Below are 24,626 nucleotides of genomic sequence, written 5' to 3' on the forward strand. Positions count from 1 at the left end.
TCCAGTAATATCTTGAATATTAAACCACAATTTATTGTGGTGTTGCGCTAATAAGAAGTGGATTTCCCTCTATACGGGGGTGACAATTAGAGAGAGTGTTTAAATGAATGAGTTAGGTTTTATTCCGGTTACCCTAGTGCCTGCTGTGTGGATAGTTGCAGCTTATCTGCTGGGTTCTATTGCGTTTGGAATTTTAGTAAGTAAGTTGTTTGGTTTGCCTGACCCGCGCACCGTGGGCAGTGGCAATATCGGTGCTACCAACGTGGCGCGCAGTGGTAAAAAGTCAGCTGCAATTCTCACCTTGTTGGGCGATGTGTTTAAAGGCTGGTTCCCGGTATGGCTGGCTTTGCAGTCAGGCATGACTATGTGGGTAGTCAGTGCGGTCGGCTTGGCAGTATTTTTTGGCCACTTATACCCAATCTACTATGGTTTTAAAGGTGGTAAAGGGGTCGCAACAGCCTTGGGTGTGATGCTAGCAATCGACCCTATGCTAGCCTTGGCAGCGGTGTTGACTTGGCTCGTAGTGTTTGCCATATCACGTTACTCTTCGCTTGCTGCTTTGGTGGCCGCTGCATTGGCACCGGTATACGCATGGTTCTTACTGGCTAATGCGGATAATGCGCTTGGTGTTTCAGATTATGTGCAAATGGTACTGGTGATGTCCATATTTCTGATATGGCGTCATAGAAGTAATATCAAAAAACTATTGGCTGGTACGGAGTCAGGTTTCGGTAAAAAGAAATAGGCTTGGATTGCCGTCATCATGCCTTGCAAGCAGGGTGTGATGGCTAAGGCGCCTGTAATTCACTTAAGTTCCAGCGTGGTTTTACGCTAAAACTGTAGTTTGCTTCCACATTATTTTGCATGGCTTTTAGGCGCATCGCGCCCGCAAATGCAATCATTGCGCCATTGTCTGTGCAAAACTCCAAACGAGGGTAGCTAACTTTGCATAGCTTGCGTTTAGTGGCAGCATTGAGCTTCTCACGTAGTTTTGCGTTTGCACCAACGCCACCCGACACAATCAGGTTATCTAGTCCCGTCTCGCGCAGAGCATTCATGCACTTGATGGTGAGAACCTCGGTCACCGCTTCTTGAAACTCATAGGCAATATCGGCTGTCGTCTCTGCATCCAGTGGCTGATGCTGATTCACCAATGTTAATACCGAGGTTTTAAGTCCGCTAAAGCTAAAGTTCAAGTCACCACTATTGAGTAGCGGGCGCGGTAATTTAAAGCGCGGCTTACCTGTTTTTGCCAAGTTGGATAGCGCAGGGCCGCCAGGATAGCCTAAACCTAATAATTTGGCGGTTTTATCAAATGCTTCACCAGCGGCATCGTCTAGCGTGTCGCCCAGTAGTTCATATTTCCCTATGCCATCCACGCGCATGAGTTGGCTATGGCCGCCAGAAACCAACAAAGCAACAAATGGAAACGCGGGTGGGTTGTCTTCTAATAAAGGGGCTAATAAATGACCTTCAAGGTGATGGACATTAATGGTGGGGATTTGCAGGCTAAATGCTAATGACTCGGCAAAGCTGGTGCCCACAAGTAGCGCGCCAGAAAGGCCTGGGCCTTGTGTATAGGCAATAGCGTCAATGTCTTGTAATGATTTATTGGCATCTTTAAGTGCAAGCTCGGTAAGGGGCAATACGCGGCGGATATGGTCGCGTGATGCAAGTTCCGGCACTACGCCCCCGTATTCTGCATGCATTTCCACCTGTGAGTGTAAGGCGTGTGATAATAAGCCGTGGTCGGTGTCATATAAGGCGATGCCGGTTTCGTCACATGATGATTCAACGCCTAAAACTAACATTTATTTTGTTCCATTTTTATCTTAAAGTGCATTTTTATAACACAAAGCTATAAAAGTAATTGAATAAAAGTAATTATACGATTAAAATGGTGGACTTTTCTCAAGTTTATGAGCCTTTGTTTGGCGAGCTTGAGCATCACCTAATTAAATTGTTGCAGATAAGAGAGAATAAATGTCTAGTGTACGCGTAAAAGAAAATGAGCCGTTTGACGTTGCTCTACGTCGCTTTAAGCGCCTAATTGAAAAAACTGGTTTGTTGAATGATCTTCGCGCTCGCGAATTTTACGAGAAGCCAACATGGGAACGTAAACGTAAAGCTGCTGCTGCTGTTAAGCGTCAATATCGTCGCTTGATGAAGCAAACTTTACCAGCAAAATTGTACTAAGAAGCTTTCATGTCGTTAAAAGCTCAGATATCTGAGGACATGAAAACCGCAATGCGCGCTAAAGATAGCGTGCGTTTGGGCGCAATACGTTTGTTACAAGCGGCTATTAAACAGCGTGAAGTAGATGAGCGTATTGAATTAGATGACAGCAATGTAATTGCTGTGATTGAAAAAATGCTCAAACAGCGTCGTGACTCTATTGCTGCGTATGAGTCAGCTAATCGTCATGATTTAGCTGATGTAGAAAAGTTTGAAGTCACAGTGTTGCAAACGTATTTGCCACAACAGCTGACTGAAGATGAGATTAAAGCCATCTTGGAAAAAGTTGTGGTTGATACAGGCGCTGCTGGTATTAAAGACATGGGCAAGGTCATGGCTGAAATTAAGCCGTTGGTCGCTGGCCGTGCTGACATGGGTAAAATTTCCGGATTGATTAAAACTCGTCTAGGTTAACCCGTAGCGATAGATGCAAGTAGACATTACAAGGAGCGACTAGCTCCTTTTTTGTTTTTAAAAGATTGCGCTAGAATGGCTAGCAAATTCTATTCACGTAGTTATTTTAGCTAAAGCGGACACTTTGATACCTGAAAGTTTTATTCAAGAGTTGCTAAATCGCGTTGATATTGTCGACGTGATTGATAAAAGCGTACCGCTAAAAAAAGCCGGCGCTAACTATTCTGCTTGCTGCCCGTTTCATAATGAAAAATCCCCCAGCTTTACCGTAAGCCCAACCAAGCAGTTTTATCATTGCTTCGGCTGCGGTGCACATGGTACTTCCATAGGTTTTGTGATGGAGTATCAAGGGGTTAGTTTTGTTGATGCTATACATGATTTAGCCAAAATGGTTGGCATGACTGTGCCGCAAGAGGTGCGAGATAACGACAAGCCGGCGCCTAAAGTGGTTGTTGGTTTGCAGGATGCCTTGCAGCAGGCGGCCAATTTTTATAAAGCTGAGCTAAAGAAATCCCCTCGGGCTATTGAGTATTTGAAGGCACGCGGCCTAAGTGGCCAAGTGGCGGCTAAGTTTCAGGTCGGGTACGCGCCGGCAGGCTGGCAAAATTTACAAAGCGTTTTCCCGCATTATGAGAATGAGGCGTTAACCATAGCGGGTTTGGTTGTAGAGAATGAGCAAGGTCGGCGTTACGACCGTTTCCGTGACCGTATCATGTTTCCGATTCATGATCAAAAAGGGCAGGTCATAGGCTTTGGCGGCCGTGTGATTAACCCGGAGGATACGCCTAAATATTACAACTCACCAGAAACGCCGTTGTTTCAAAAAGGGCATGAGTTGTACGGTTTGTTCTTGGCGCGTCGGGCAATCCGCGATGCGGGTCGCGCTTTGGTGGTTGAAGGCTATATGGATGTGGTGGCGCTGGCGCAATTCGGGATTGAATATGCGGTTGCTGCGCTTGGTACAGCAACCACGCCTTACCATATTACAAAGTTGACACGTCAGGCAGATGAAATTGTTTTTTGTTTTGATGGTGATAATGCAGGGCGCACCGCAGCATGGCGTGCGGCAATGAATGCGTTGCCAGCATTGACCGATGGCTTGAAGCTGTCATTTCTCTTTTTACCTAAAGAGCATGACCCGGACTCTTACGTGCGCGAATTTGGTAAAGAAAAGTTCGAAGCTGAAATTAAATCGGCAATGCCGTTGTCTCAGTACATACTGCAGCACTTGAGTGAGGATAACCCTTTGCAAAGTCAGGAAGACCGCGTGCGCTTTCTGAATGAAGCAGAGCCTATCATGCAGCAGATTAATGCGCCGCGTAGCGCGATGTATCTGCGTAAGAAAGTGGCTGAGTTAGCGCAGCTGTCACAGGATGAAATGCAGGCGCTGTTAAAGTTGCCTAATCTGCATAAAGTGCCTGTGAAGGCTAAGCCGAAGCTGACACGTACCACGATGTCGCTACAAAAGCGCTTTGGTTTGATGTTGCTGATGCACCCAGCGTTAGCGCAACAAGATGATTTGAGTTTGTTGGATGAGCGAGATGATGCCGATGCTTTATTGCGGCAGGTGATTGAAATCTGCCTGCTCTATCCCCATTCTAAACCTGCGGTGTTGTTGCGCGAGTTGGAGCGCAAAATTGATACTAGCGTGTTACTTGAATTGCAGCGAGAGTTAACGTTATTGGATGATACGCTAGATCAGGCACAAGAAGTTACGGGCGCGCGTCAGCAGTTGCAGGCAGTGCATACACAGCGACAAGGTACGTCACTGCTGGCGCGAATTAGCGAAAAGCCTTTGAGTGCGTTAACTGCTGATGAAATCGCATTATTGAAATCTGTAGGCAATAAACCCCAGCCAAAATAAGGCTATATTCTGTTATAATGCACGGTTACGGTAATCTTATTCACCATATGTGATGTAGGCATCATGGCTGAGCTAAAATTTTAGAGGTAAGACATGGCAAGACCAAAGAAAAGTGATCAACAAGCTGAAAAAAATGCAGAAGACTACGTTCGCCCAGAACAGTTGCAGGAAGTCAGTGCTGAAGAGCGCCGCATTCGTCTAAAAAGCTTAATCGTATTAGGTAAAGAGCGCGGCTACCTGACCTATGCTGAGATTAACGATCACTTGCCAGATGATGTTCAAGGCTCTGAGCAGATTGATGGCATTATCGGCATGATTAACGACATGGGTATTCAGGTGTATGAAGAGACACCTGATGCTGAAGCGTTGTTAATGTCTGATGCACCTCCAGCGGTTACTGATGATGATGCGGTGGAAGAGGCTGAGCAAGCACTTGCAACGGTAGACTCAGAGTTCGGCCGTACTACTGACCCTGTGCGTATGTATATGCGTGAAATGGGTACGGTTGATTTGCTTACACGCGAAAGCGAAATTGAGATTGCACGTCGTATTGAAGACGGCTTAAAACACATGGTGCAGGCAATTGCCGCTTGCCCAACCACAATTGCCGCTTTGTTGGAAATGGTGGACAAAGTTGAGCGTGATGAGCTTAGCGTGGATGACTTGGTAGACGGCTTGATTGACTCTGATATTGGTCTAGATGACGCAATGACAGAAGAGTCTCAAGACGATGAAGAGCCAGAAGTTGAGGATGAAGAAGACGAAGGCGATGAAGACGGCGCAAAAGCCGCGGCTATTTCTGCGGAAGCATTAGCTAAGCTTAAAGAAGAACTGCTTAAACGTTTCCAAGTAGTGCGTGCAGCCCACCAAAAAATGACAGTCATCTTGCCAGTTAAAGGCTCGCAAGACCCAGAGTATCTTGCATTGCTGTCTGAAATTCTAGTTGAGTTGACGGCATTCCGTTTCTCACCAAAACAAGTAGAAACGCTGTGTGATCAAGTGCGTGGTTTAGTTGAAACTGTGCGCGGTCATGAGCGTAAAGTGCTGGACTTCTGCGTTGAAAAAGCAGGCATGCCACGTCCATACTTCATTAAATCATTCCCAGGCAATGAAAGCAATCTAGCTTGGTTGGAAGAAGAGCTTAAATCTGACAAGCCATACAATGAAAAATTGGCGCGCTTTAACCACTCAATTTTAGACCAGCAACAACGTATTATTGATTTAGAAGCTAAAGTGGGTATTTCAGCGAAAGAGCTGAAAGAAATCAATAAGCAAATGACCACAGGCGAAGCGCGTGCGCGTCGTGCTAAACGTGAAATGATTGAAGCTAACTTGCGTTTGGTGATTTCTATCGCTAAGAAATACACAAACCGTGGTTTGCAGTTCTTAGATTTGATTCAAGAAGGTAATATCGGCTTGATGAAAGCGGTAGATAAGTTTGAATACCGCCGTGGTTTTAAATTCTCAACCTATGCAACATGGTGGATCCGTCAGGCGATTACGCGTTCTATCGCTGACCAAGCACGTACCATCCGTATTCCAGTACATATGATTGAAACGATTAACAAAATGAATCGTATCAGTCGCCAAATCTTGCAAGAGACTGGTATTGAGCCAGACCCAGCATTGTTAGCTGAAAAAATGGAAATGCCTGAAGACAAGATTCGTAAAATCTTGAAAATCAGCAAAGAGCCAATTTCAATGGAAACACCAATTGGTGACGATGAAGATTCACATTTGGGCGACTTCATTGAAGACAGCACCACCTTGGCGCCAGTGGATGCAGCGGTTTATGCTAGCTTGCGCGATGCGACAAGTGAAGTGTTGGAATCACTCACACCACGTGAAGCAAAAGTATTACGTATGCGTTTTGGTATTGAAATGAACACAGACCATACCTTGGAAGAAGTAGGTAAGCAATTTGATGTAACGCGTGAGCGTATTAGACAAATTGAAGCGAAGGCGCTACGCAAGTTGCGTCATCCAACTCGTTCAGAAAGATTAAGAAGCTTCTTAGAAACTGGACAAGATTAGTTTAAAATAATGACTTCAAAAGTTTAGGCCCCCTAGCTCATGCTTGGTTAGAGCAGCGGACTCATAATCCGTTGGTGCTGTGTTCGACTCACAGGGGGGCCACCAAAAAATAAAACGACTTAGGGATAAATCTCTAGGTCGTTTTTCTGTTATTTGGGGTGATTTAAATAGTAACCCAGTCCATTACGTTGGAAAGCTATTTACTAATTTTTTACCTAATCACTTCACTGCTTGCCAACACCAATTTTTCATCACTTTTTGACAAGAGTGCACGGTAAGTTCTTAACTCATCTACGTCCATAATCAACTTTTTATTGCTAATATTTGCAATTGGTAAAGTGTTGGCATTCAGTCCAATGGAAGTACCTAGCCCAGCATAGATGTAATGATCCCCAAAAGCTTCCTTAAATGCAGTGAAAGCGGGCTCTCCGGTACAGTGACTCGGTGCAACAAAGTCTACTCTGAAAGTGTCATGCAGAGCACTTACGATTTGCTCAATATCAATATCCTTAGCGACTACTTGATGAAACCCTCCCGTCACCATGTGAATGCGCTTATTAATCTTAGTTGCAGCATCCACAATCTTGTCTAGACCCGGATGGGAACAGCCAACTATCAGAACGACGCCTTCCGGTGTTTCAATAGCTAGCGAGAGTTCTCTTAACTCCATCGTTGTCAGTTTATCTGAAATCTGGAATATCAAATGAATTCCGGGCAGAATTTCAGTGGTTTTCTCTATCAATTCAAAATTAACGTTAGGCCATGCCGAGCCAAATTTCATTATCTCTGGTGGCTTTCCATCGTAATAACGCTGTTCTGGAGGAAGAGAGTTATCCTTTCGGTAAAAAGTGCTGGGGAGAGAAAAGCCATAAACACCGAAGTTCTCTTTGGGGGCGTATATCTTTACTTTGGGATTAACACTCAGTAGATAGTTTAAGCCGCCCATATGGTCACTATGTCTGTGTGACATGACGACGAAATCAAGTTTCGAAAGATCAATTCTTAATATCTTTGCGTTGTGCGCCAGAATATCTGGATTGTCCCCAGTGTCAAATAGGATACGTTTTCCACCATATTCGATAAGCGCTGCATAGCCCCAATCTTTTTGCAGGGCTGGATTCTTGCCAAAAGCATCATATATCACTGTAACCTGGGCTTTAGGCGAATCAATAGTCTTGGTTGATAACTTGGAGATATCGCTACATGCTATAAGAAAAAACGTAAGCGAAGTCACAAATAGGATGTTCACCATCATTCTTAAATTGCTTTTCATGATCATCTCCCAAGGTTCATGGCAATTAAGTACTGTATCTAGAGAGGTATGAGAGTCAACATAGGCGGCCTCATTTTGATTATCAATAGATAGTTGAATCTAGTTTATACCTATTGATATAAGTACAGATACTTTGAGGTAAGTTAGTTGCATGCATTAAACCAATAAATAATCCGTTGGTGCTGTGTTCGACTCACAGGGGGCACCGATCACTTAGAATCATAAAGTAACAACCTCTCAAAACCTGCCTAGATGCGGGTTTTTTCTTATGCAGCGTGCTTCATGGCGTATCACTATACATATCCTTCTTTGCTGATATTGCTGAGTACACAAGACTAACCAACCGCAGAAGCGGGCTAGAGCAGTAAGGAGCCTGATGATGCTTGAGATTTGTTGTTTTTAATTAACTTAATAGCCTAGATTTTCTTTTGGCAGCAAAACCTATTAAACCAAGCCCAGTTAAAAACATAACGTAAGTTTCAGGTTCGGGAACTGGGGTCATTTCACCTGTGGCAGTGACGCAAGTTAGGCAACCGTAACTATCATAAATATCATCAGGGCCATACTCTTCACCAAGCCTTACAAAACCAATTTCATTTAGTGTTAGATCAGTAATAACTCCAGTAGTTTTAAGGTTAAAAGGTGAGGTACTTCCAAAATAAATATTACCTGTAACAGTTAGTATGTAGTATCTATCTAGTAGTGGACCTGATTGGAAGGTTTCTTCAAGGGTGATGGAATAGGTACCAAGGGTGCCATCAGGGTTGTATGACTCTACATAAGAGCCTGTAGCTCCGGCAAAGTTGTTACATGGGAAGCAACCTAGTCCAGAATCATTCCCTGTTTGAACGGTAATGTTAAAGATGTCGTATGTGCTGGTATTGAAATCAAAGCCACCTCTAATGTAGCCGCTATCAGTATGAATCGGCATTTCAGTAAACTCCCAATGAATAATTTGACCAACAGCATTGGGGATAATTGAAAACATCAGCATTATGGTATATAAAAAAACACTGAGATAATTTGGCATTGTTAGCTCAATTCAAAATCACTTTGGGACTTTGTGTGAGGTTTTTTTATTATCTTGATTACCTTTTGAATCAATATTCATGGCGTTACTCCTGAGTGCTAATGAATAATCTATTACATCGTCAGACAAATTAATTTTGTATGATGAGTAGACTAAGTCCATTTTTATACAGATTAAATGCTTACTCTGTCCGAAGCCGCACATATAGCCATAAACTTAATCCGTTGGTACTGTGTTTGAATCACAGGGGGGCAAAAAAGATTTGGAGAAATCTAAGTCCTTTTTTATGCATTCAAGAAATGTTTAATTTATTTAATATGATTAAAGGTGTGTAATATATTCTATAGATGATAAAAAAGGCTAATTCATTATGGATGTAATTGATGGTGCAATGTTAGATTCTGAAGTGATACGGAATAAATTGGAAATGGGCGAGTTGATATTTTTTAAAAAGTGCCCATTTCCCTTGCCGGCATCAGATGATCTGGAGTTTTTACTTTCACAAAAAGTCTATGAAGCAAAAAGTGTGAGCTATTTTCCAGATAGTGGGTTCATAAATGGTTATCGTGGACAAACTGTGGAAGATGAAGTGAGAATCCGTAATATTCTGTCTCAATTTAGTTCTAGAGCCACAAACTGGTTAGCTCAAACGTTGCCGAGCTATTATTCTCAGATGCGCTTTGGTCCATTACGGTTCCGCATAGAAGAAGAAAAGGGCCGCAAAAATGTTGAGTCACAATACTCTGGTTCGATTCTACATGTTGATATGAATGGAGATGCGCCTACTCATGGTGAGAGCTTTTTGCGTATATTCGTTAATATTAATCCTGTTAAACCAAGGTATTGGGTAACATCAGACAGTTTAGGGCAATTGCTGGATAAATGGGGTGATGATGTTAGGATGCCTAATGAACGTATGCAGGGATTTTGTGATGATGTTAGATTGTTTATGAATCAATTGTTGAGAAGGCGTACGCTTGCTGATTCTGCATATCATCGCATTATGTCTCGGATCCACTATTATGGAAAAACAAATGACTATTTGCAGAATAGAGCGCCTCAGCACTCGTGGGTGTTTCCTCCTGGATCTGCTTGGCTAGTTTTTTCAGATATTACAAGTCATGCTGTAAAGGAAGGTCAGTTCGCGATTGATCAGACTTATTTTGTACCTTCAACAGCATTCAAGAACCCTGAGCGCTCTACAAAGTCTTTGATCAAAAGATTTTGGGCCAGAAAAGCTAGCAATGAAATTGTTTGATAGCTTGCCATATGAAGTTGGTATTGTTGGGACCTTTGACGTCGAAAATTATGGGGATTTGTTATTCCCAATAATTGCTCAACGGCAGCTTAGTAGACGCCTTGAAAATGTCAAGATAGTGCCCTTTTCTCCAAATGCGAAGTCACAAAGTCAGTCATGGCCAATAGATGTTCTATCTACAGATGCGATTAAAGAGCGGTTGCCATTCCTTTCAGGATTGCTAATTGGTGGTGGGCAGATCGTCAGATTTGATAAAGGGTATCCAATTCCAGTAAATTCAAATATTAATTTGCCCATTGACTATTGGTTGATGCCGGCAGTTTTGGGAGCAATACTTGGAAAGCCAGTTATCTGGAATGCGTTAGGCGCGTGGACTGGATCATCTGTGCCCTCTTGTTATGCTGATGTACTGAAGGCAACCCTGTCGGCAAGTGCCCTTGTCGCGGTTAGGGATGGAGCATCGTTCACACATCTGGATCAGCTTGGTTCTATGGCAAAAATAGAGCAGATCCCGGATACTGCATTCTCTTTAGCAGTATTGTGGCCGAATAGCGAGTTTAGTAAAGAGTACATTGCTTGGTGTGAGAGTCTTGAGCTAAAAGCTCCATATGTCATATTACAGGCTGACAAACACTTTGAGCCTTACTTACAGGAAATAACCGCGCTTCTGATAAGCTTAGGAGTTAAAACTGTTGTCAGTTTGCCTGTTTGCCGCTGCCATGGTGATGATAGCCAGCAATTTTCCTTAGAGGCTCCTTTTAATGCTATTAGATCTGAGTGGCTCGACCCTATACTAACTTGTGAAGTAATTAGCCATAGCAATCTTGTAATAGCAAGCAGTCTTCATGCGTGTATAACCGCGATTAGTTATGGGATAACATGTGTACATATTGATAGCTTCAATCACTTTGATCGAAAGTTCGAGATTATTCATAACTTCAATAATATATGTCGTTTGAATGAAACGGACCGCATTATGGATTTGTACAGAAAAGGGGCTAAGGTCGATCCTCGGGCTATAGCTTATGCTGACTTGTTAGAACAATATTGGGATAGGGTAGGTGAAGTTATTACAGGCTGGAAAGCTTCTGAAAGTGCAAATACAACTTCAATAATGTTACCTGTGATAATGAACTTGCTAAAAAATATGGATGTAAGTGAGCTACCCCAGGAAACTCCGAAACAAAAGCGCTCAATTTGGAACATACTCCGTCATAGCGCCTAAATTATGATTGAAGCGGCTAAACTCGAACGAAGTTATTGTCAGTGTAAGTAAATTATTGATCACTTGGAGTTAGTCGTGAAAATAAGCAGCAGCAACCTTACTTATTTCGTCATCCATCCGAATTCTGCCATGCTCGAGCCAGATTGCTCGGTTACAGGTTTGTAGTAACTGTTCTTTAGAGTGCGTTGCAATAACCAGTATATTGGTTTTGTGCACCAAATCATTAAGGCGTCGTTTTGCCTTTTCCTTGAAACCTTCGTCGCCGACCGATAGCCATTCATCCATCAGTAGTATTTCCGGATGCACGATGGTTGATACCGCGAATGCTAGGCGTAAATGCATGCCTGATGAGTACGTTCGTACCGGCATATCGGCAAAACCGCCTAGTTCAGAAAACTCAATGATCTCATCGATATTTTGATTGATGACGGCTTTGCTTAAGCCAAGCAGGCTGCCGCGAATGTAAATATTTTCTCTGCCGGTAGCCTCATGATCTATCCCGAGCGATATGTCGATTAGCGAACCGACCTCACCATCAATTTTCACAGTGCCGCCAGATGGAAAATAAACACCCGATAGCAGGCGTAGTAGAGTGCTTTTGCCGGCACCGTTGTGACCTACAATCCCAACACGGTCTTTATCCTCCAGTGTAAAAGTCAGACCTTCAAGTGCGCGCACCTTTACATTGCCGTGCTGGTCGGTATTAAGTTGACCACCGGTTGCCACTTTAATCAGGCTGGTTTTTAAGGAGCGGCTGCTAGCGTTATAGATTGGAAAATCAACACTGACGTTATTAAATTCAATTTTTGCCATTATTTATTCTTTAAATCACAACCAATAAGCAATACGGCGTCTATAGTTGCCATAAAAATTAAGTGCTAATAATGAGCCGATGACGGCCATTGCAATCGAAACTAGCCAATTGGTTGTGGTTGGCATTGTTCCAAGCAGCGGTGCGCGCATAATCTCCAGTAAGTGATAAGCCGGATTAAGGTCTAATAAATAGCTGTTGACGTGAGCAGAGATGGTTTTAGGCATCCAGATGATCGGCGTCAGATAAAACATGACCTGAATCACGCTGGCCACAATTTGCGGCATGTCTCTATATCTTGCGCAAACAGTTGCCAGTATAAGGGCCATCCAAGTTAGGTTGATGGTTGCCAGTATAAATCCAGGAATGCTTAGTAGCGCAATCAGCCCTAATGGTTTGCCGACAATGATCAGAACGATTGGGAATATCAATATGTTGTGCCCTAGCGTTAAGAGGTTGCGCCAGACCATGCGCAGAAGATGCACAAACAATGGAATCGGCAGTTGCTTAATGATGTTTTCTGCAGCGATAAAGGCGAGGCAGCCCTCAATGATTATATTGGAGATAAACGTCCATAAGATAATGCCAATTGCAATAAACGGCAGAAAATCCTGAGTGGGGGTTTTGAAAACCTGACTAAATACCAGTCCTATAGCACCAATCATCACGCTCATACTGATTGTTAACCAGAATGGCCCTAATGTCGAACGTCTATAACGCTGCTGTATATCCTGCCAGCCCAAGAGTGTGATTAGAGAGTATCGCTTAACCGCTGCGGTTAAATCTAGCCATGCAATGCTGAAAGAGTTGTTTTGCATTAATTAAGATTAGAATTTTTATATAAACTTGCAATTGAGAGTTACATCATATCATCACTTATTGCATATCCCGATTCTAATAAATTTGCCATTAGCATATTTAAGAATATCAATGTATAGCTAAATATTTTGAAGTTAGCTAGTAATCTCATGATAATTTAGCGATATATCCATATACTTGAGCGCTGTAAGAAGTAACCACTTAATTAAAGATTCTGTTTTTCGTTTTGATAAGTAAGCAAAAATGCATATAACCAGTAAGAATCTTAGTTAATAGTGATGCAGAGCTCAGGTTTTGGCTTTGAGAATTCCCCAGACTCTTTCAGAAACTCGAGGTTTAATATATTTAACCGACAGTACTTTAAACCCTTCCCAGGGGTTGAAAGGTAACAAAGATAGCCAATGCATCACCAAGCTTGATGCGCTGGTATAAGTCACCCAGTTATATCTGTTGGCTAATAATTCAAAAGCGTTCATTCTGGATGGATTTGCAAAAAAATACTCCGTCGGTGTTGATTCACCTGGAACTAAGCTGGCATCAAAAATATTCCCTTTGGCAAAGTATTCACGAATTCTCAGTGCAAGGTCATCTGCCATGTATTTTGGATAGTTAATCCAGTCGTTAGGACGCATGTCTGCTTCAAAATAATAGCGCTGTTTGGAGGTGCTGCATTCAATGCAGCCAATATTACAAAAGCCATGTGCGGCTAGCGCTTTTCCCAGTGCGGACAGTTCTCTAAAAATGCGTGGATCAATGCAATGTAAAGAGTAATAAACTCTCTGTTTAGAAGGCCCGTATGGCCCGTTAATGGTTGAGATGCTACGGCTGCAGCTAAAGCATATCAGCTCACCATTTTGAAAAAAAGCTGACAAATCAATAAGTCTGCCCTCAATATATTTTTGAATCAGAATAGGCTGCTCCTTGAAGTGTAGTGGAATGCTCCTGATATCAAGTTCGCTGTTCAGCCGGAACGTACCGGTGCCACCACCGGAGTAATCAATTTTTAAAAGGGCAGGGTAACCAACACTCTTCACTTCTTCAGCCAGAGACTCCCAATCATCTAGCTTTTTATAGAGCGGAGTAGGTACGTCGGCTAGAGAAAAAAGCTCTGAGAGTGCAATTTTTGAGCAAATATGACGCATCGCACATGAGTTGTATACCGGTAGTAATGTTAATTTCTCATATTCGGTGAGCGCAGAGTCTTTAATAAGCTTGAGTGCAACATCACCCAGCGGAATTATTAACTGATATTTACCTGCAAGTTTAGAAGTGAGTGCTGTGAATTGATCAGAGCTGACAAAGAAAAAAAATCGGCTAATGTGTCGGTATAAATAATGAAATCGGTGCGAAGTTATCATATCTAACTCAAACCCCGCACGCTTCAATAGATCAATCATTTCCGTGTTGCGAAAACTTCGTTGATCCGCAATCAATAAAGCTTTAAATTTTTTCATTCATTACTATTTTGAAATTTTGTTCACCAATCGAGTTTTTTAGCAAAGCTTTCTGCTCAGCATTCAGTAGCCATTTCAACCTCTCAATTTTTTGATTTGTAGGATTTTTCACCAATAGTTCGATTTTAATAATCGAGTATTCCCTAAAAATTTTTTCCCACAAAAAATGAGTAATATTGAGTGCCTTGTATCCAGATAGCTTGCGTTTTGAGAATAGCTTTTTAAGCCAATGACGGTTCAGTTTAATGCCGTTAATATAATTAGACGTTATCTCTAGCAGGTCTTTAATTGATAATTTTGTCCTATCATGCAAAGCGATTTGATGATCTATAAACCATTGTGACATGCCAACTTCGTACTTTTTAATTACATCATCTCTATCGCTGATGGGTGTCATATTGTGCCACCAGTTTTTAAAAGCTTGTGAGTTAATGACAGCTTTTCCATAAAAGGAAAAGAAGTAACTCTGAATATGATAAGCCGGTAAGCTACAGGTCGATAGCCCATACATGCCTTCTTGATTAAGGTGTTTTAAATAGCGCCCATAAAGTTTGTTCGGCTTGAAACATACAAAAGAGCTATTCCACATGATGAGATGGTCAACTTCGCTGATATTGCTGATGAGCTCTAGCCCAAGTTTATAAGACCAGAAGTCATAACCAATATTAGAGCGTATCAGGATGTTGGCATAAGGCGCCAATACTTCTGAATACTCAGCCTTGAGATTTGTTGATACAAAAATAATTTGTTTTGCGAAAGCAGAAATATGTCGGATATGATTAACGATGTGCTGTGCTAGATGACCGTCATTGTCATAATGCGCAATAATAAAAACCATATTGTTATTTTTTTGGGTCATACTGCATGCACTTAAATAGTCATAGGTCATATTACTACAATGTTGAGAGGCAGTCTAAGTCTATGGATGTCAGCGCTAAAATTCCGGTCATTATAAATATTCATGTTGAGCCAGATGAGCGCCTCATTCCATTTCGCAAGCATCGCTGGTATGGCTATGAGAACCTGCACGCTTATCTCAATAGCAGGAGATCTGAATTGGAAAGTGCAACAGGCAGTCCAGTCAAATTCAACTGGTTATTCAGGCTCGATTATCAGATTGAGCATGTTTATGGCTCTGCAGATTGGGCGCTCCATGAATACAAAGCACTAGTTGAGCAGTCACTTCAAGCCGGTGACAGTTTTGGAGTGCATATCCATAGCTGGCGCCCCTGTAAGAGACTGTTTCGTAAGACCTGGGTCGCTGATTTTACTGACTCAGACTGGATTGAATCCTGTGTTAATCTTGCGCACAACTGCTATATTGATTATTTCAAGCGCTCTCCTAGCTACTTCTCGTTTGGCGATCACTACATGAGTGAAAGTGTACTGAATCAGCTTAGTCATCTTGGCTATCGCTGTGACGCGACCATGTATCCAGGCAGACCGGCCATCAAGCGTTTTGTTGAGAATGAGCTTTCGATAGGAGTATTGCCCAGCTTTGCAGAAATACCTAGACATCCGTTTAAAGTCAGCCTTAATGCCGTAGCTGATCAAACCACTAAAAACACATTGTGGGAGATCCCAATTAGTGTGGCATCTGGCAAAGACTCGGAGCAGACCTTCCCTGATAAGTTGCTTCTTGGAATCCCTTTTCAGAAAATCCCACCAATCATTCAAGACAACCTCTCACTGCCATCCCCTTACTTATTTGCTGAAGTCCGAACAGATGTAAGAATGGATAGGTACAATCGATCGCAATTTGATCAGGCGGTGGATTACCTTATTCAGCATCCACTCGCAGCAAAAATGCAATATTTGAGCGTAGATCAGTTTGTGGGTCATCTTGATGCTCATCAGACATAACTATGTAATGCAGTAATTGAAAATGTCACGACACGAATCAGTCATGTGTGATTACCAATACTGTAATTGAGAAAAAACCGTTAAGTTCTGTAGCTTTTTACGTCGATAGTCTGTGTTTGTAATCCGTTGGTGCTGTGCTCTCGACTCACAGAGGGCCAAAAAGGAAAAGGACTCGGAGAAGTCTGAGTCCTTTTCCTTTTTTGATCTCAAACGTAGCTGTTGGCTCAATCAGCAGTTCATTATTTAAGTGTTGGCTAAGCTAGAACAAGTTCAGCTGCTTTTAAATAGCCACTTTTATAAAACGACTTGTGTTCCAAGCTCAATAACCCTATTTGGCGGGATTCTAAAGTAACTTGCAGCACTGCCAGCATTTCGGAACATTGTGACAAAAAGCTTTTCTCTCCAGAGCGCCATTTCTGAACCCACTTTGGGAATTAATGTTTCTCTTCCTAAGAAAAATGATGTTTCCATTAACTCCAGTGGGAGCCCTTGTGATGCACAGCTTTCAAGAGCCTTTGGCAGATAGGGTTGATCCATGAACCCAAATTTTACTTTAACGCGATAGAAGTGATTGTTAAGCTGCTCGACTATCACCCTTTGATTTTCTTCGACGTACGGGAAGTCTAAAGTTTCCACAGTTAGAATTACCACTCGCTCATGCAAGCTTTTGTAATGTTTTAAGCTGTGCAGTAAAGCATGCGGGGTCATTTCTGCGTTTGGCGTCATGAAAACTGCAGTACCTGCAATTGGGTTAAAACTTAATGACGCCGTGTTTTCTACAAACTGCATTAATGGCATAGCCTCAGTAGATATCCGTTTATAGAGTAGCTGTCTGCCCTGTTTCCAAGTTAGCATTAGTGTAAAGACGCCTAGGCCTAGTAGTAATGGGAACCAGCCACCCTCATGGACTTTAACCAGGTTTGCAGAAAAATACACGACATCAACAGCGAGAAAAGCTCCGGCTACTGCAATGCTGGCTGTCCAACTCCAGCCCCATGATTTTCTTACCACCACAAATGCCAGCAAGGTTGTGATGACCATGGTCCCAGTCACAGCAATGCCGTAAGCTGCCGCCAGCTTGGATGAGGAGCCGAAGCCGATCACCAGCACCGCAACTGCAGTCAACAGTGCATAGTTCATTCCCGGCAGGTAAATCTGTCCGATTTCTTTTCCGGATGTATGCTGTACTTCCATGCGTGGCGCATAACCTAGCTGGATTGCCTGTTGGGTGATAGAAAATGTACCGGAAATAACCGCTTGGGATGCGATCACGGTTGCTATGGTTGCTAATATCACCATTGGTAATAATGCCCAATTGGGAGCTAGCAGGTAGAATGGATTTGCAATAGCCTCTGGATGAGATAGCAGTAGAGCTCCTTGGCCATAATAGTTAAGTACCAAGCCAGGAAGTACCAAGCCAAACCAGGCCATTTGAACTGGTTTGCGACCAAAGTGTCCCATGTCAGCATATAGTGCTTCGGCACCTGTTAACGCTAGAACAGAAGCTCCAAGTGAAAAGAAACCAAGCACAGGGTCAGTGATGAAATACCGCAGTGCATAGATCGGGTTTAATGCAGCCAATACTTGCGGACTATTCGTAATGTTAATTAAGCCTAATATTCCGAGACAGCTGAACCACAAGACCATGATGGGGCCAAATAACTTTCCGATTTTGTAAGTCCCATATTTTTGCATGACAAACAAGGCAACTAACACGGTAAGCGCTATTGGTACGATGTAGGGTTTAAATGCCGGCGTGACAATTTCAAGGCCCTCTACTGCTGAAAGCACAGAAATAGCAGGTGTTATCACGCTATCTCCATAAAACAGTGCCGCACCAAATAGCCCAAAAAGCATCAAAAGTTTAGCATAAGGGCGATCGGCTGCACCCCGCAAAACTAAGGCCATCAATGCCATGATGCCGCCTTCACCACGATTATCAGCACGCATCACAAAAATTACATATTTGAGCGTGACTACAACAATGAGTGACCAGAGAATTAAAGATAATATTCCCAATATATTGTCTGGCGTAATAGGAACAGGGTGATGGGCTCCAGCAAAAATTTCCTTGATTGTATATAGTGGGCTAGTGCCAATGTCTCCATAAACAACGCCTAGTGCAGCTAGCGCCAGTACTGACTTGCTGCTTTTACTCTGTTCCGACATTATTAACTCCTATGGTTCAAAACGATATCCGATACCAGTTTCGGTCAGTAAGAAAACTGGTTGGGTTGGGTCAACTTCAAGCTTTTGGCGCAGGTGGCTCATATAAATTCGCAAGTAGTGTGCACTTTCAGTATGGTTGGGACCCCAGACTTCCTGCATCAGTCTGCGATGGCTCATGATTTTTCCTGTGTTTGATAGCAGAACGCCGAGTAGGCGATATTCGATTTGTGTGAGATGCACCACATTTCCGTTTCTACTAACTGTGTGTTTGGAAAAATCTACCTCCACATCCCCAAAACTAAATTTGGGGGAATTATCAGCGCCACTTAATCGCCGCCTAGTAACGGCACGCACGCGAGCAAGCAGTTCGCCGATGCCAAATGGCTTGGTGAGGTAATCGTCTGCGCCCGCATCTAATGCGATAATCTTTTCATGTTCATCGCTCCGTGCAGATAAGATGAGTATGGGCACGGTAGACCAGTTGCGAAAGTCACGGACAACGTCTACGCCATCCATATCCGGTAGCCCTAAGTCCACCAGCAGTAAGTCTGGTTTGCGTGAGCCAGCCTCAATAAGGCCGCGTTGCCCTGTTGCTGTATCAAATACTTTCCAGCCCTCCCGCTCCAGAGACTCTTTTACAAACAGTCTAATTTGGGGGTCGTCTTCAATCAGAATCACCGTATTGGTTGAGTTCATGGTGAGTCACCAATTTCTGAATCCAGCATTGGCGGGGTTCCCCGTGGTAAGCATATAGTGATACATGCGCCGCCATCTTGGTGGTTAACGGCTTTTATCGTGCCGCCATGCGCATCAATAATAGCTCGACAGATGGCCAAGCCTAAGCCAACTCCGGGGATGCTTGACTCAGCATGGTCGCGAGTAAACATTTGAAACAGCGCTTCGGTTTGATCTGTAGAAAAGCCTGAACCATGATCACGTACCTCAATACATGCGGAATCTCCATCGACAAAGCCTTGTATCTCAATAGGCTGTCCCTTTGGGGAATACTTGACTGCATTTTCTATTAGGTTGCAAATAACCCGTTCTAGCAGTACGTCATCAAACGCAACAAGTTGTAGTGAGGGTGAAAGTGTTACCTTGATCGGATGTTCCGTCAGTGATGGTTTTAATAATTTAATGGCTGAGCCGATAACTTCCTCGTATAGGCGCCAATCTTTTTGCAGATTGATCTTGCCTGCATGCAGGCGAGCCATATCAAGCAGCTTATCCACTAAATTACACATTGCTTGCGCCTGATTGCGAATAGCAGTGATGGCATTGTGTATTGATGTATGGACTGGGGCGGCATTAACTGCAAGTGCGTCAATCATGCCTACAAGGCCGGTTAGCGGCGTACGAAGATCATGTGAGAGGGCAGATAAAACAGAACTGCGCAATCGTTCGCTAGTGGCCTCAATTTGAACCTTTTGTGCAATGTCGACATAGTGCAATCGTTCAATTGCAATGGCGACCAGATTGGCGACGGCTTGGAGCTGAACTTTATCAATATCTTCTAACGTATCGGTAGCCATGACGACTATTACACCGCGAACTCCATTGGGGGATATCAGCGGGAATACCAGAGTAGACTGGCCGCTGTCAGCTATTTGGGTTGTCTCCATTAATTTTCCCTGCTGAATAGCCATGTCAGCCAGAATGTTTAATGGAGTATTATCATAAATGGATTGAAGTACCCCATTACCATCAAGCAAGTGCACTGTTGCACTGCATTTAGCGCCTGATAAATAGCGAAGTAATGCTACTGAGACTTGATCCTGATTGATGATGCCTGCCAGTTCACGCGCCAGCTCGTATAAACGATGTGTATGTTGTTCACGCTCAACAGCTGATTCTTTTTGCTTGCCAAGTATTGCTGTTAAATGCGCGGTAGCAAGACCTACACCCAGCATGACAGCAAACGTTACCAAGTACTGCACATCATTAATGGCAAATGACATTTGTGGTGGGACAAAGAAAAAATCAAACAATGCTACAGCTAAAAATGCCGACATCACAGCTGGTCCACGACCCAATTTAAGTGCGATGAGAAATACCACAAGAAGAAACAACATGACAATATTCGCCAAATCCAGAATATGGCGAAGCGGTGAAGCAAGGGCTGTCGTCAGCACGCAAATCAGAACAGAAATTAGATAATTGCGACTTTTATTCTTATTCTTCAGGTTGCTAGACATGTAAATTAAAATTACCTTTTAATTATTGCATTGAAAGTTTCGTAAAGAATGCACTAATTTATGTAAAAAAAGTGTAAATTTTTTTAAAGCAGTGCGTGCAAATTGTCGTATGCGATAGCAGTGTCTGCTTATTCTACTGTCCCAAATAGGGAGCTTTATGCCTTACATTCTTTAAAATATCGGTGCTTTAGTTAACTAAGTTGAAATGAATTTTGTTACGATGGATCTGATTAATTACAACGTGGTAGCAATTAGACGGACGTTCGTTGGAACGCAAGCGATTGAAACGTTCAACAGTGATCTAGTGATTAACATTGGCGGTGCACTTGCCGCTATTTAGGCTGTTGAGCTCACTTATCCCGATTTACATGCTCAAGTAAATGATTGGAAAGGATTGGTATGCAAAACAAGGCAATTATTCTTCAGGCTGGCGGCGGTTACGACAAGGTGACGGTTGGCACGCGTGATGCTAAAGACCCCAAAGCGGGTGAAATTACTGTGCGCTTGCATGCTAACTCGCTCAACTATCACGATTTTGCGGTAGTGAGTGGTATGTGGGGACCAAGTGAGCCTAGAATCCCTATGGCAGATGGCGCAGGCATAGTGACTGCTGTGGGTGAGGGTGTGACAGAGTTTGCGGTGGGTGACCATGTGGTAAGTACGTTTTTCCCCACTTGGTTAGAAGGGGAGCCGCTGGTAGAGGGCTTTGCTACGGTGCCTGGTGATGGCGTAGATGGCTACGCACGCGAAGTGGTCACAGCTTCGATCAATGCTTTTACTAAAGCGCCAAAAGGCTGGAGTCATGTAGAGGCTTCTACACTCACCACGGCTGCGCTAACCGCATGGCGTGCATTAATGTCAGACGATTCTTTAAAGCCAGGGGATGCCGTGCTGGTGCAGGGCACAGGAGGTGTTTCAATCTTCGCCCTACAATTTGCAAAGATGGCAGGCGCCACCGTGATTGCGACATCATCCAGCGATGAAAAGTTAGAAAAACTCAAGCTGCTTGGTGCAGACCATTTAATCAACTATCGGAAGACCACTAATTGGGGTGAACTTGCACGTGAAATTAGTGGCGGGCGAGGTGTAGATCATATTGTTGAGGTGGGTGGTCCGGCAACACTAGATCAGTCTATGGCGGCCGCACGTGTTGGTGCGCACATTTCAGTAATCGGTATCCTGACGGGGTTAGGGGGTGAGGTTTCTATTGTGACAGCGCTCATTAAGCAGCTACGTTTGCAGGGGCTTATCGTGGGCAATCGCACGCAGCAGCAGGACATGATTAAAGCGATTGACGCAAACAATATGCACCCGGTTGTTGATCGGGTATTCCCTCTGGAGAGCATAGTCGAGGCTTTTCAATATCAGGAGACTAATAAGCATTTTGGTAAAATCTGTTTGGAAATGTAAACCTTCATTTAATCAAAGTGATATTTATTTAAGAAGAGTTCGTGATGAGTAAAGGTATTGTCTGCATAGCCTAAAATGCTAACAATAGTGTAGGTGATGCACGGTTTTTATTATTTAATTAATTGATTATTAATTAAATTTGTAGAAAATATTGCATGAAGCAAATTCTTGTATATTCCGATTCGCTATCGTGGGGCATTATTCCCATGACTAGGGGACGTTTTGATTTTAATCAGCGCTGGCCTGGTGTCATGGAAAACCAGCTACTAAGCTTAGGTAAAAATGTGCGTGTAATCGAAGATTGTCTTAACGGCAGGCGTACTGTTTATGAGGATGCGATTAAGCCCGGTCGTAATGGTTTAGTTGGTTTGGCACAGCGGATAGAGGTGAACTCACCCTTGGCGCTGGTGATTGTGATGCTGGGAACGAATGATTTTCAATTTAATCATGATCACAACGCCTCCGATGCTGCATCTGGTATGAAAGCGTTGATTAAGGCGATTCGTACTGCTCCCATCGAACCTGCTATGCCTGTTCCTGAAGTACTGGTGGTCGCTGCGCCGCCGATTAGGGAACCTAAGGGAGATATTGCGGCCAAGTTTAAAGGTGTAGAAACAAAGTGCATAGGCCTAGCGGATGCTTACCGGCAGTTGTGTGAAGAGATGCAATGCCACTTTTTTGATGCAGGGTTAGTAACAACTTCAAGTAACGTTGACGGCGTACATCTTGATTTGGAGCAGCATGCGCTTCTTGGTAAAGCATTATCAAGCTATGTTACTGGTATTGTAAGTATTAGTTGCTTGCTGTAGCGACATTGTGCTGCCAAGACGACTCTTGCAGACTGTTATCGACTAAATAGTCAATTGGGAATTGTACCAATGAAGGAAACCTTAAAGCCTGGTATCAAATATGAGCATAAGTTTTTGGTTCCTTTATCCAAAACAGTGCCAGCTTTGTATCCAGAATCAACAGAGTTCGCTGCAATGCCCGAGGTGTTTGCAACCGGCTTTCTCGTAGGTTTGCTGGAGTGGGCATGCATTAAAGCGATCAACCCTCATATAGATTGGCCAAAAGAGCAGACAGCAGGTACGCATATTGATGTTAGCCACCAAGCTGCAACCCCTCCCGGCTGTGAAATAACAGTGCAAGTTGAATTGCTTGCTATCGATGGTAGAAAGCTGGTGTTTAATGTGGAAGCGCATGATGGAGTGGATTTAATTTCCAGAGGGCGCCATGAACGCTTCATTATCAACAAACAAAAATTTGATATAAAAGTAAGTGAAAAAGCCAAGCAGATTTAGTTAGCTCAAACTTATTTATAGGCTCGGAAAGCAATTTAAGTACGTGATGTAGCATTCGCCCCATATGGTGGCTAGGAGGTAACGGTAATCTTTTGTATAGTTACTTAAATGGTTATAAAATCATCAAGTAGTAGTGGAATATAAACCCAATAATGCCTATGGTAGACATAATTTTATGATCGCAGCCCCCATACCTCATGATGAAGACAAACGATTGCAAGCGCTGAGGGCGTTGCTTATTCTGGATACACCGCCTGAAGAGCGGTTTAACAGAATAACAGCATTCGCAGCCTTTGAGTTTGATGTGCCTATCGTGTTACTTTCATTGATAGATGATGATAGGCAATGGTGTAAATCTACGTTTGGCACTGATTTTTGCAGTTCATCCAGAGATATTTCTTTTTGTGGTCACACCATTTTGCAAGATCAGATTATGGTGATTGAGGATGCAAGCCAAGATGTGCGTTTTCATGACAATCCATTAGTGATTGGAGAGCCGCATATTCGATTCTATGCTGGGGCGCAGTTGGTGCTTCCCACAGGCGAAGCCGTAGGCTCTTTTTGCCTGATAGACAGAAAGCCCAGAACACTGGATGAAAATGATCTTAGCATTTTGTCTACGTTAAGGCAGATGGTGGTTACTGAGCTGGTAGCAAATAACGATAAGCCCGTAGATCAATAATTGGTAAAGCCTATGTCACTACATGCCTACAAAAACTCTAAATTACCGTTAGTGTTGTTGTACGACTCTGAATATATGATCAGAAGTGTTTTTGCATTGTTGGCGAATCAAACAGCTAAGGCAAGTGTGATGGAAACCGCGCATTTGCCTACAGCAAATAATTTGTGTCAGACCAATGCGTTTGAATTAGTTATTATAGGCTTGGGTCAAGAGCATGAAGAAAAGCATTTTATTGAGTTGATAAGAAACGGCATGACATTGTCAGATAAAAGTGTGCCGATTGTGGTGATGACAAGCGCAATTACTGAAGGATTGCTGTACGAGCTGAAGTCGCTCAATGTGACCGATGTTTTATTAAAGCCTACCCGCATTAAAACTATACATGATGTATTTCTACGTAATATCGATAACAATATAGCCAGCAATATGAATGGGTAAGAACTATGAGTTGCTTGCGGTCACTTTTAGCTTGCGGGCACGCTCATAGCGCTTACGGGGCTAGTTAATTCAACTAGAACTATCCTTCTGTAGGGCAGTCTTAATTATTGAGGAGATAGCTTGAGGTAAGTGATTGAATTTGGTCGATAGC

Annotated in this window: 23 protein-coding genes and 1 tRNA gene; 14 read left to right on the forward strand and 10 right to left on the reverse strand. The window is 43.1% G+C overall.

From position 1 onward, the window contains the following. Positions 1-103 precede the first annotated feature (103 nt). Positions 104-745 (forward strand): glycerol-3-phosphate 1-O-acyltransferase PlsY, encoded by a 642-nt coding sequence (plsY, locus tag ACSSU7_RS10850; protein WP_492516491.1) that lies wholly within the window; start codon positions 104-106, stop codon positions 743-745. Between the two features lie 43 nt (positions 746-788). Here the strand turns inward: plsY and tsaD are convergent, their stop codons facing one another. Beyond that, entirely contained in the window at positions 789-1,811 is a 1,023-nt protein-coding gene (tsaD, locus tag ACSSU7_RS10855) for a tRNA (adenosine(37)-N6)-threonylcarbamoyltransferase complex transferase subunit TsaD (RefSeq protein ID WP_492516492.1), read from the reverse strand. Between the two features lie 172 nt (positions 1,812-1,983). On the opposite strand from tsaD, the gene rpsU reads away from it, so the two are divergent. From rpsU to ACSSU7_RS10880, 5 genes are all read left to right on the forward strand, one after another. Further along, positions 1,984-2,196, forward strand: a complete 213-nt coding sequence (gene rpsU, locus ACSSU7_RS10860) for a 30S ribosomal protein S21 (RefSeq protein WP_015833002.1) — start codon at positions 1,984-1,986, stop codon at positions 2,194-2,196. A 9-nt stretch (positions 2,197-2,205) separates the two neighbouring features. Continuing rightward, positions 2,206-2,649, forward strand: coding sequence for a GatB/YqeY domain-containing protein (locus ACSSU7_RS10865; RefSeq protein WP_331018684.1), 444 nt, complete (start codon positions 2,206-2,208; stop codon positions 2,647-2,649). Positions 2,650-2,773: 124 nt separating this feature from the next. Beyond that, positions 2,774-4,513, forward strand: a complete 1,740-nt coding sequence (gene dnaG, locus ACSSU7_RS10870) for a DNA primase (RefSeq protein WP_492516493.1) — start codon at positions 2,774-2,776, stop codon at positions 4,511-4,513. Positions 4,514-4,606: 93 nt separating this feature from the next. Beyond that, positions 4,607-6,547 carry an RNA polymerase sigma factor RpoD gene (gene rpoD / locus ACSSU7_RS10875; protein ID WP_492516494.1) on the forward strand — a complete coding sequence of 647 codons (1,941 nt, stop codon included), beginning with the start codon at positions 4,607-4,609 and terminating at the stop codon, positions 6,545-6,547. Positions 6,548-6,573: 26 nt separating this feature from the next. Then, a tRNA-Ile gene (locus ACSSU7_RS10880) sits at positions 6,574-6,652 on the forward strand. Positions 6,653-6,758: 106 nt separating this feature from the next. Here ACSSU7_RS10880 and ACSSU7_RS10885 read toward each other — a convergent pair. Both ACSSU7_RS10885 and ACSSU7_RS10890 read right to left on the reverse strand, forming a co-directional pair. Beyond that, positions 6,759-7,820, reverse strand: coding sequence for an MBL fold metallo-hydrolase (locus ACSSU7_RS10885; RefSeq protein ID WP_492516495.1), 1,062 nt, complete (start codon positions 7,818-7,820; stop codon positions 6,759-6,761). 403 nt (positions 7,821-8,223) lie between these two features. After that, entirely contained in the window at positions 8,224-8,850 is a 627-nt protein-coding gene (locus tag ACSSU7_RS10890) for a PEP-CTERM sorting domain-containing protein (RefSeq protein ID WP_492516496.1), read from the reverse strand. A gap of 370 nt (positions 8,851-9,220) precedes the next feature. Between ACSSU7_RS10890 and ACSSU7_RS10895 the strand changes: the two genes are divergently transcribed. Continuing rightward, the gene (locus ACSSU7_RS10895) at positions 9,221-10,108 is read left to right on the forward strand and encodes a Kdo hydroxylase family protein (protein WP_492516497.1); all 888 of its coding nucleotides are present in this window, start codon (positions 9,221-9,223) and stop codon (positions 10,106-10,108) included. Next, complete coding sequence (locus ACSSU7_RS10900; RefSeq protein ID WP_492516498.1) at positions 10,095-11,333, forward strand: polysaccharide pyruvyl transferase family protein; 1,239 nt, start codon at positions 10,095-10,097, stop codon at positions 11,331-11,333. Before ACSSU7_RS10895 ends, ACSSU7_RS10900 begins: the two co-directional genes overlap by 14 nt. Positions 11,334-11,402: 69 nt before the next feature. Here the strand turns inward: ACSSU7_RS10900 and ACSSU7_RS10905 are convergent, their stop codons facing one another. The 4 genes from ACSSU7_RS10905 to ACSSU7_RS10920 all read right to left on the reverse strand — a co-directional run bounded on the left by ACSSU7_RS10905 (position 11,403) and on the right by ACSSU7_RS10920 (position 15,276). Next, positions 11,403-12,146: an ABC transporter ATP-binding protein gene (locus tag ACSSU7_RS10905; RefSeq protein ID WP_492516499.1), complete on the reverse strand. Its 744-nt coding sequence runs from the start codon at positions 12,144-12,146 to the stop codon at positions 11,403-11,405. Between the two features lie 15 nt (positions 12,147-12,161). Further along, positions 12,162-12,962 (reverse strand): ABC transporter permease, encoded by an 801-nt coding sequence (locus ACSSU7_RS10910; RefSeq protein ID WP_492516500.1) that lies wholly within the window; start codon positions 12,960-12,962, stop codon positions 12,162-12,164. A gap of 288 nt (positions 12,963-13,250) precedes the next feature. Further along, entirely contained in the window at positions 13,251-14,417 is a 1,167-nt protein-coding gene (locus ACSSU7_RS10915) for an ATP-grasp domain-containing protein (RefSeq protein WP_492516501.1), read from the reverse strand. Beyond that, on the reverse strand, positions 14,404-15,276 hold the full coding sequence (locus tag ACSSU7_RS10920; protein WP_492516502.1) for a rhamnan synthesis F family protein: 873 nt from the start codon (positions 15,274-15,276) through the stop codon (positions 14,404-14,406). Before ACSSU7_RS10920 ends, ACSSU7_RS10915 begins: the two co-directional genes overlap by 14 nt. Before the next feature lie 62 nt (positions 15,277-15,338). Here ACSSU7_RS10920 and ACSSU7_RS10925 point away from each other — a divergent pair, with 62 nt between their 5' ends. After that, positions 15,339-16,280: a hypothetical protein gene (locus ACSSU7_RS10925; protein WP_492516503.1), complete on the forward strand. Its 942-nt coding sequence runs from the start codon at positions 15,339-15,341 to the stop codon at positions 16,278-16,280. A 294-nt stretch (positions 16,281-16,574) separates the two neighbouring features. Here the strand turns inward: ACSSU7_RS10925 and ACSSU7_RS10930 are convergent, their stop codons facing one another. Genes ACSSU7_RS10930 through ACSSU7_RS10940 form a run of 3 tightly spaced genes read right to left on the reverse strand, consistent with a single transcriptional unit; the run spans position 16,575 to position 20,644 of the window. Next, positions 16,575-18,449: a potassium transporter Kup gene (locus ACSSU7_RS10930; RefSeq protein ID WP_492516504.1), complete on the reverse strand. Its 1,875-nt coding sequence runs from the start codon at positions 18,447-18,449 to the stop codon at positions 16,575-16,577. Between the two features lie 9 nt (positions 18,450-18,458). Next, entirely contained in the window at positions 18,459-19,145 is a 687-nt protein-coding gene (locus ACSSU7_RS10935; RefSeq protein ID WP_492516505.1) for a response regulator, read from the reverse strand. Then, positions 19,142-20,644 carry a DUF4118 domain-containing protein gene (locus ACSSU7_RS10940; RefSeq protein ID WP_492516506.1) on the reverse strand — a complete coding sequence of 501 codons (1,503 nt, stop codon included), beginning with the start codon at positions 20,642-20,644 and terminating at the stop codon, positions 19,142-19,144. Before ACSSU7_RS10940 ends, ACSSU7_RS10935 begins: the two co-directional genes overlap by 4 nt. Positions 20,645-21,043: 399 nt before the next feature. Between ACSSU7_RS10940 and ACSSU7_RS10945 the strand changes: the two genes are divergently transcribed. The 5 genes from ACSSU7_RS10945 (at position 21,044) to ACSSU7_RS10965 (ending at position 24,475) form a co-directional block, all read left to right on the forward strand. After that, positions 21,044-22,054, forward strand: coding sequence for a zinc-dependent alcohol dehydrogenase family protein (locus tag ACSSU7_RS10945; protein WP_492516507.1), 1,011 nt, complete (start codon positions 21,044-21,046; stop codon positions 22,052-22,054). Positions 22,055-22,209: 155 nt separating this feature from the next. Continuing rightward, a complete protein-coding gene (locus tag ACSSU7_RS10950; protein ID WP_492516508.1) occupies positions 22,210-22,863 on the forward strand; it encodes an SGNH/GDSL hydrolase family protein in 654 nt (217 codons plus the stop codon). 69 nt (positions 22,864-22,932) lie between these two features. Beyond that, entirely contained in the window at positions 22,933-23,355 is a 423-nt protein-coding gene (locus ACSSU7_RS10955; RefSeq protein WP_492516509.1) for a thioesterase family protein, read from the forward strand. A 175-nt stretch (positions 23,356-23,530) separates the two neighbouring features. Continuing rightward, entirely contained in the window at positions 23,531-24,037 is a 507-nt protein-coding gene (locus ACSSU7_RS10960; RefSeq protein ID WP_492516510.1) for a GAF domain-containing protein, read from the forward strand. 12 nt (positions 24,038-24,049) lie between these two features. Continuing rightward, complete coding sequence (locus ACSSU7_RS10965) at positions 24,050-24,475, forward strand: response regulator (RefSeq protein ID WP_492516511.1); 426 nt, start codon at positions 24,050-24,052, stop codon at positions 24,473-24,475. Positions 24,476-24,626 lie beyond the last annotated feature (151 nt).

The sequence above is a fragment of the Methylotenera sp. E1MeOHC1 genome, from assembly GCF_058745595.1.

Excerpts from the sequence above, each read along its gene's own strand:
- plsY (WP_492516491.1), top strand. The coding sequence starts at position 104 with ATGAATGAGTTAGGTTTTATTCCGGTTACCCTAGTGCCTGCTGTGTGG.
- tsaD (WP_492516492.1), bottom strand. The coding sequence starts at position 1,811 with ATGTTAGTTTTAGGCGTTGAATCATCATGTGACGAAACCGGCATCGCC.
- rpsU (WP_015833002.1), top strand. The coding sequence starts at position 1,984 with ATGTCTAGTGTACGCGTAAAAGAAAATGAGCCGTTTGACGTTGCTCTA.
- ACSSU7_RS10865 (WP_331018684.1), top strand. The coding sequence starts at position 2,206 with ATGTCGTTAAAAGCTCAGATATCTGAGGACATGAAAACCGCAATGCGC.
- rpoD (WP_492516494.1), top strand. The coding sequence starts at position 4,607 with ATGGCAAGACCAAAGAAAAGTGATCAACAAGCTGAAAAAAATGCAGAA.
- ACSSU7_RS10885 (WP_492516495.1), bottom strand. The coding sequence starts at position 7,820 with ATGAAAAGCAATTTAAGAATGATGGTGAACATCCTATTTGTGACTTCG.
- ACSSU7_RS10890 (WP_492516496.1), bottom strand. The coding sequence starts at position 8,850 with ATGCCAAATTATCTCAGTGTTTTTTTATATACCATAATGCTGATGTTT.
- ACSSU7_RS10895 (WP_492516497.1), top strand. The coding sequence starts at position 9,221 with ATGGATGTAATTGATGGTGCAATGTTAGATTCTGAAGTGATACGGAAT.
- ACSSU7_RS10900 (WP_492516498.1), top strand. The coding sequence starts at position 10,095 with ATGAAATTGTTTGATAGCTTGCCATATGAAGTTGGTATTGTTGGGACC.
- ACSSU7_RS10905 (WP_492516499.1), bottom strand. The coding sequence starts at position 12,146 with ATGGCAAAAATTGAATTTAATAACGTCAGTGTTGATTTTCCAATCTAT.
- ACSSU7_RS10910 (WP_492516500.1), bottom strand. The coding sequence starts at position 12,962 with ATGCAAAACAACTCTTTCAGCATTGCATGGCTAGATTTAACCGCAGCG.
- ACSSU7_RS10915 (WP_492516501.1), bottom strand. The coding sequence starts at position 14,417 with ATGAAAAAATTTAAAGCTTTATTGATTGCGGATCAACGAAGTTTTCGC.
- ACSSU7_RS10920 (WP_492516502.1), bottom strand. The coding sequence starts at position 15,276 with ATGACCCAAAAAAATAACAATATGGTTTTTATTATTGCGCATTATGAC.
- ACSSU7_RS10925 (WP_492516503.1), top strand. The coding sequence starts at position 15,339 with ATGGATGTCAGCGCTAAAATTCCGGTCATTATAAATATTCATGTTGAG.
- ACSSU7_RS10930 (WP_492516504.1), bottom strand. The coding sequence starts at position 18,449 with ATGTCGGAACAGAGTAAAAGCAGCAAGTCAGTACTGGCGCTAGCTGCA.
- ACSSU7_RS10935 (WP_492516505.1), bottom strand. The coding sequence starts at position 19,145 with ATGAACTCAACCAATACGGTGATTCTGATTGAAGACGACCCCCAAATT.
- ACSSU7_RS10940 (WP_492516506.1), bottom strand. The coding sequence starts at position 20,644 with ATGTCTAGCAACCTGAAGAATAAGAATAAAAGTCGCAATTATCTAATT.
- ACSSU7_RS10945 (WP_492516507.1), top strand. The coding sequence starts at position 21,044 with ATGCAAAACAAGGCAATTATTCTTCAGGCTGGCGGCGGTTACGACAAG.
- ACSSU7_RS10950 (WP_492516508.1), top strand. The coding sequence starts at position 22,210 with ATGAAGCAAATTCTTGTATATTCCGATTCGCTATCGTGGGGCATTATT.
- ACSSU7_RS10955 (WP_492516509.1), top strand. The coding sequence starts at position 22,933 with ATGAAGGAAACCTTAAAGCCTGGTATCAAATATGAGCATAAGTTTTTG.
- ACSSU7_RS10960 (WP_492516510.1), top strand. The coding sequence starts at position 23,531 with ATGATCGCAGCCCCCATACCTCATGATGAAGACAAACGATTGCAAGCG.
- ACSSU7_RS10965 (WP_492516511.1), top strand. The coding sequence starts at position 24,050 with ATGTCACTACATGCCTACAAAAACTCTAAATTACCGTTAGTGTTGTTG.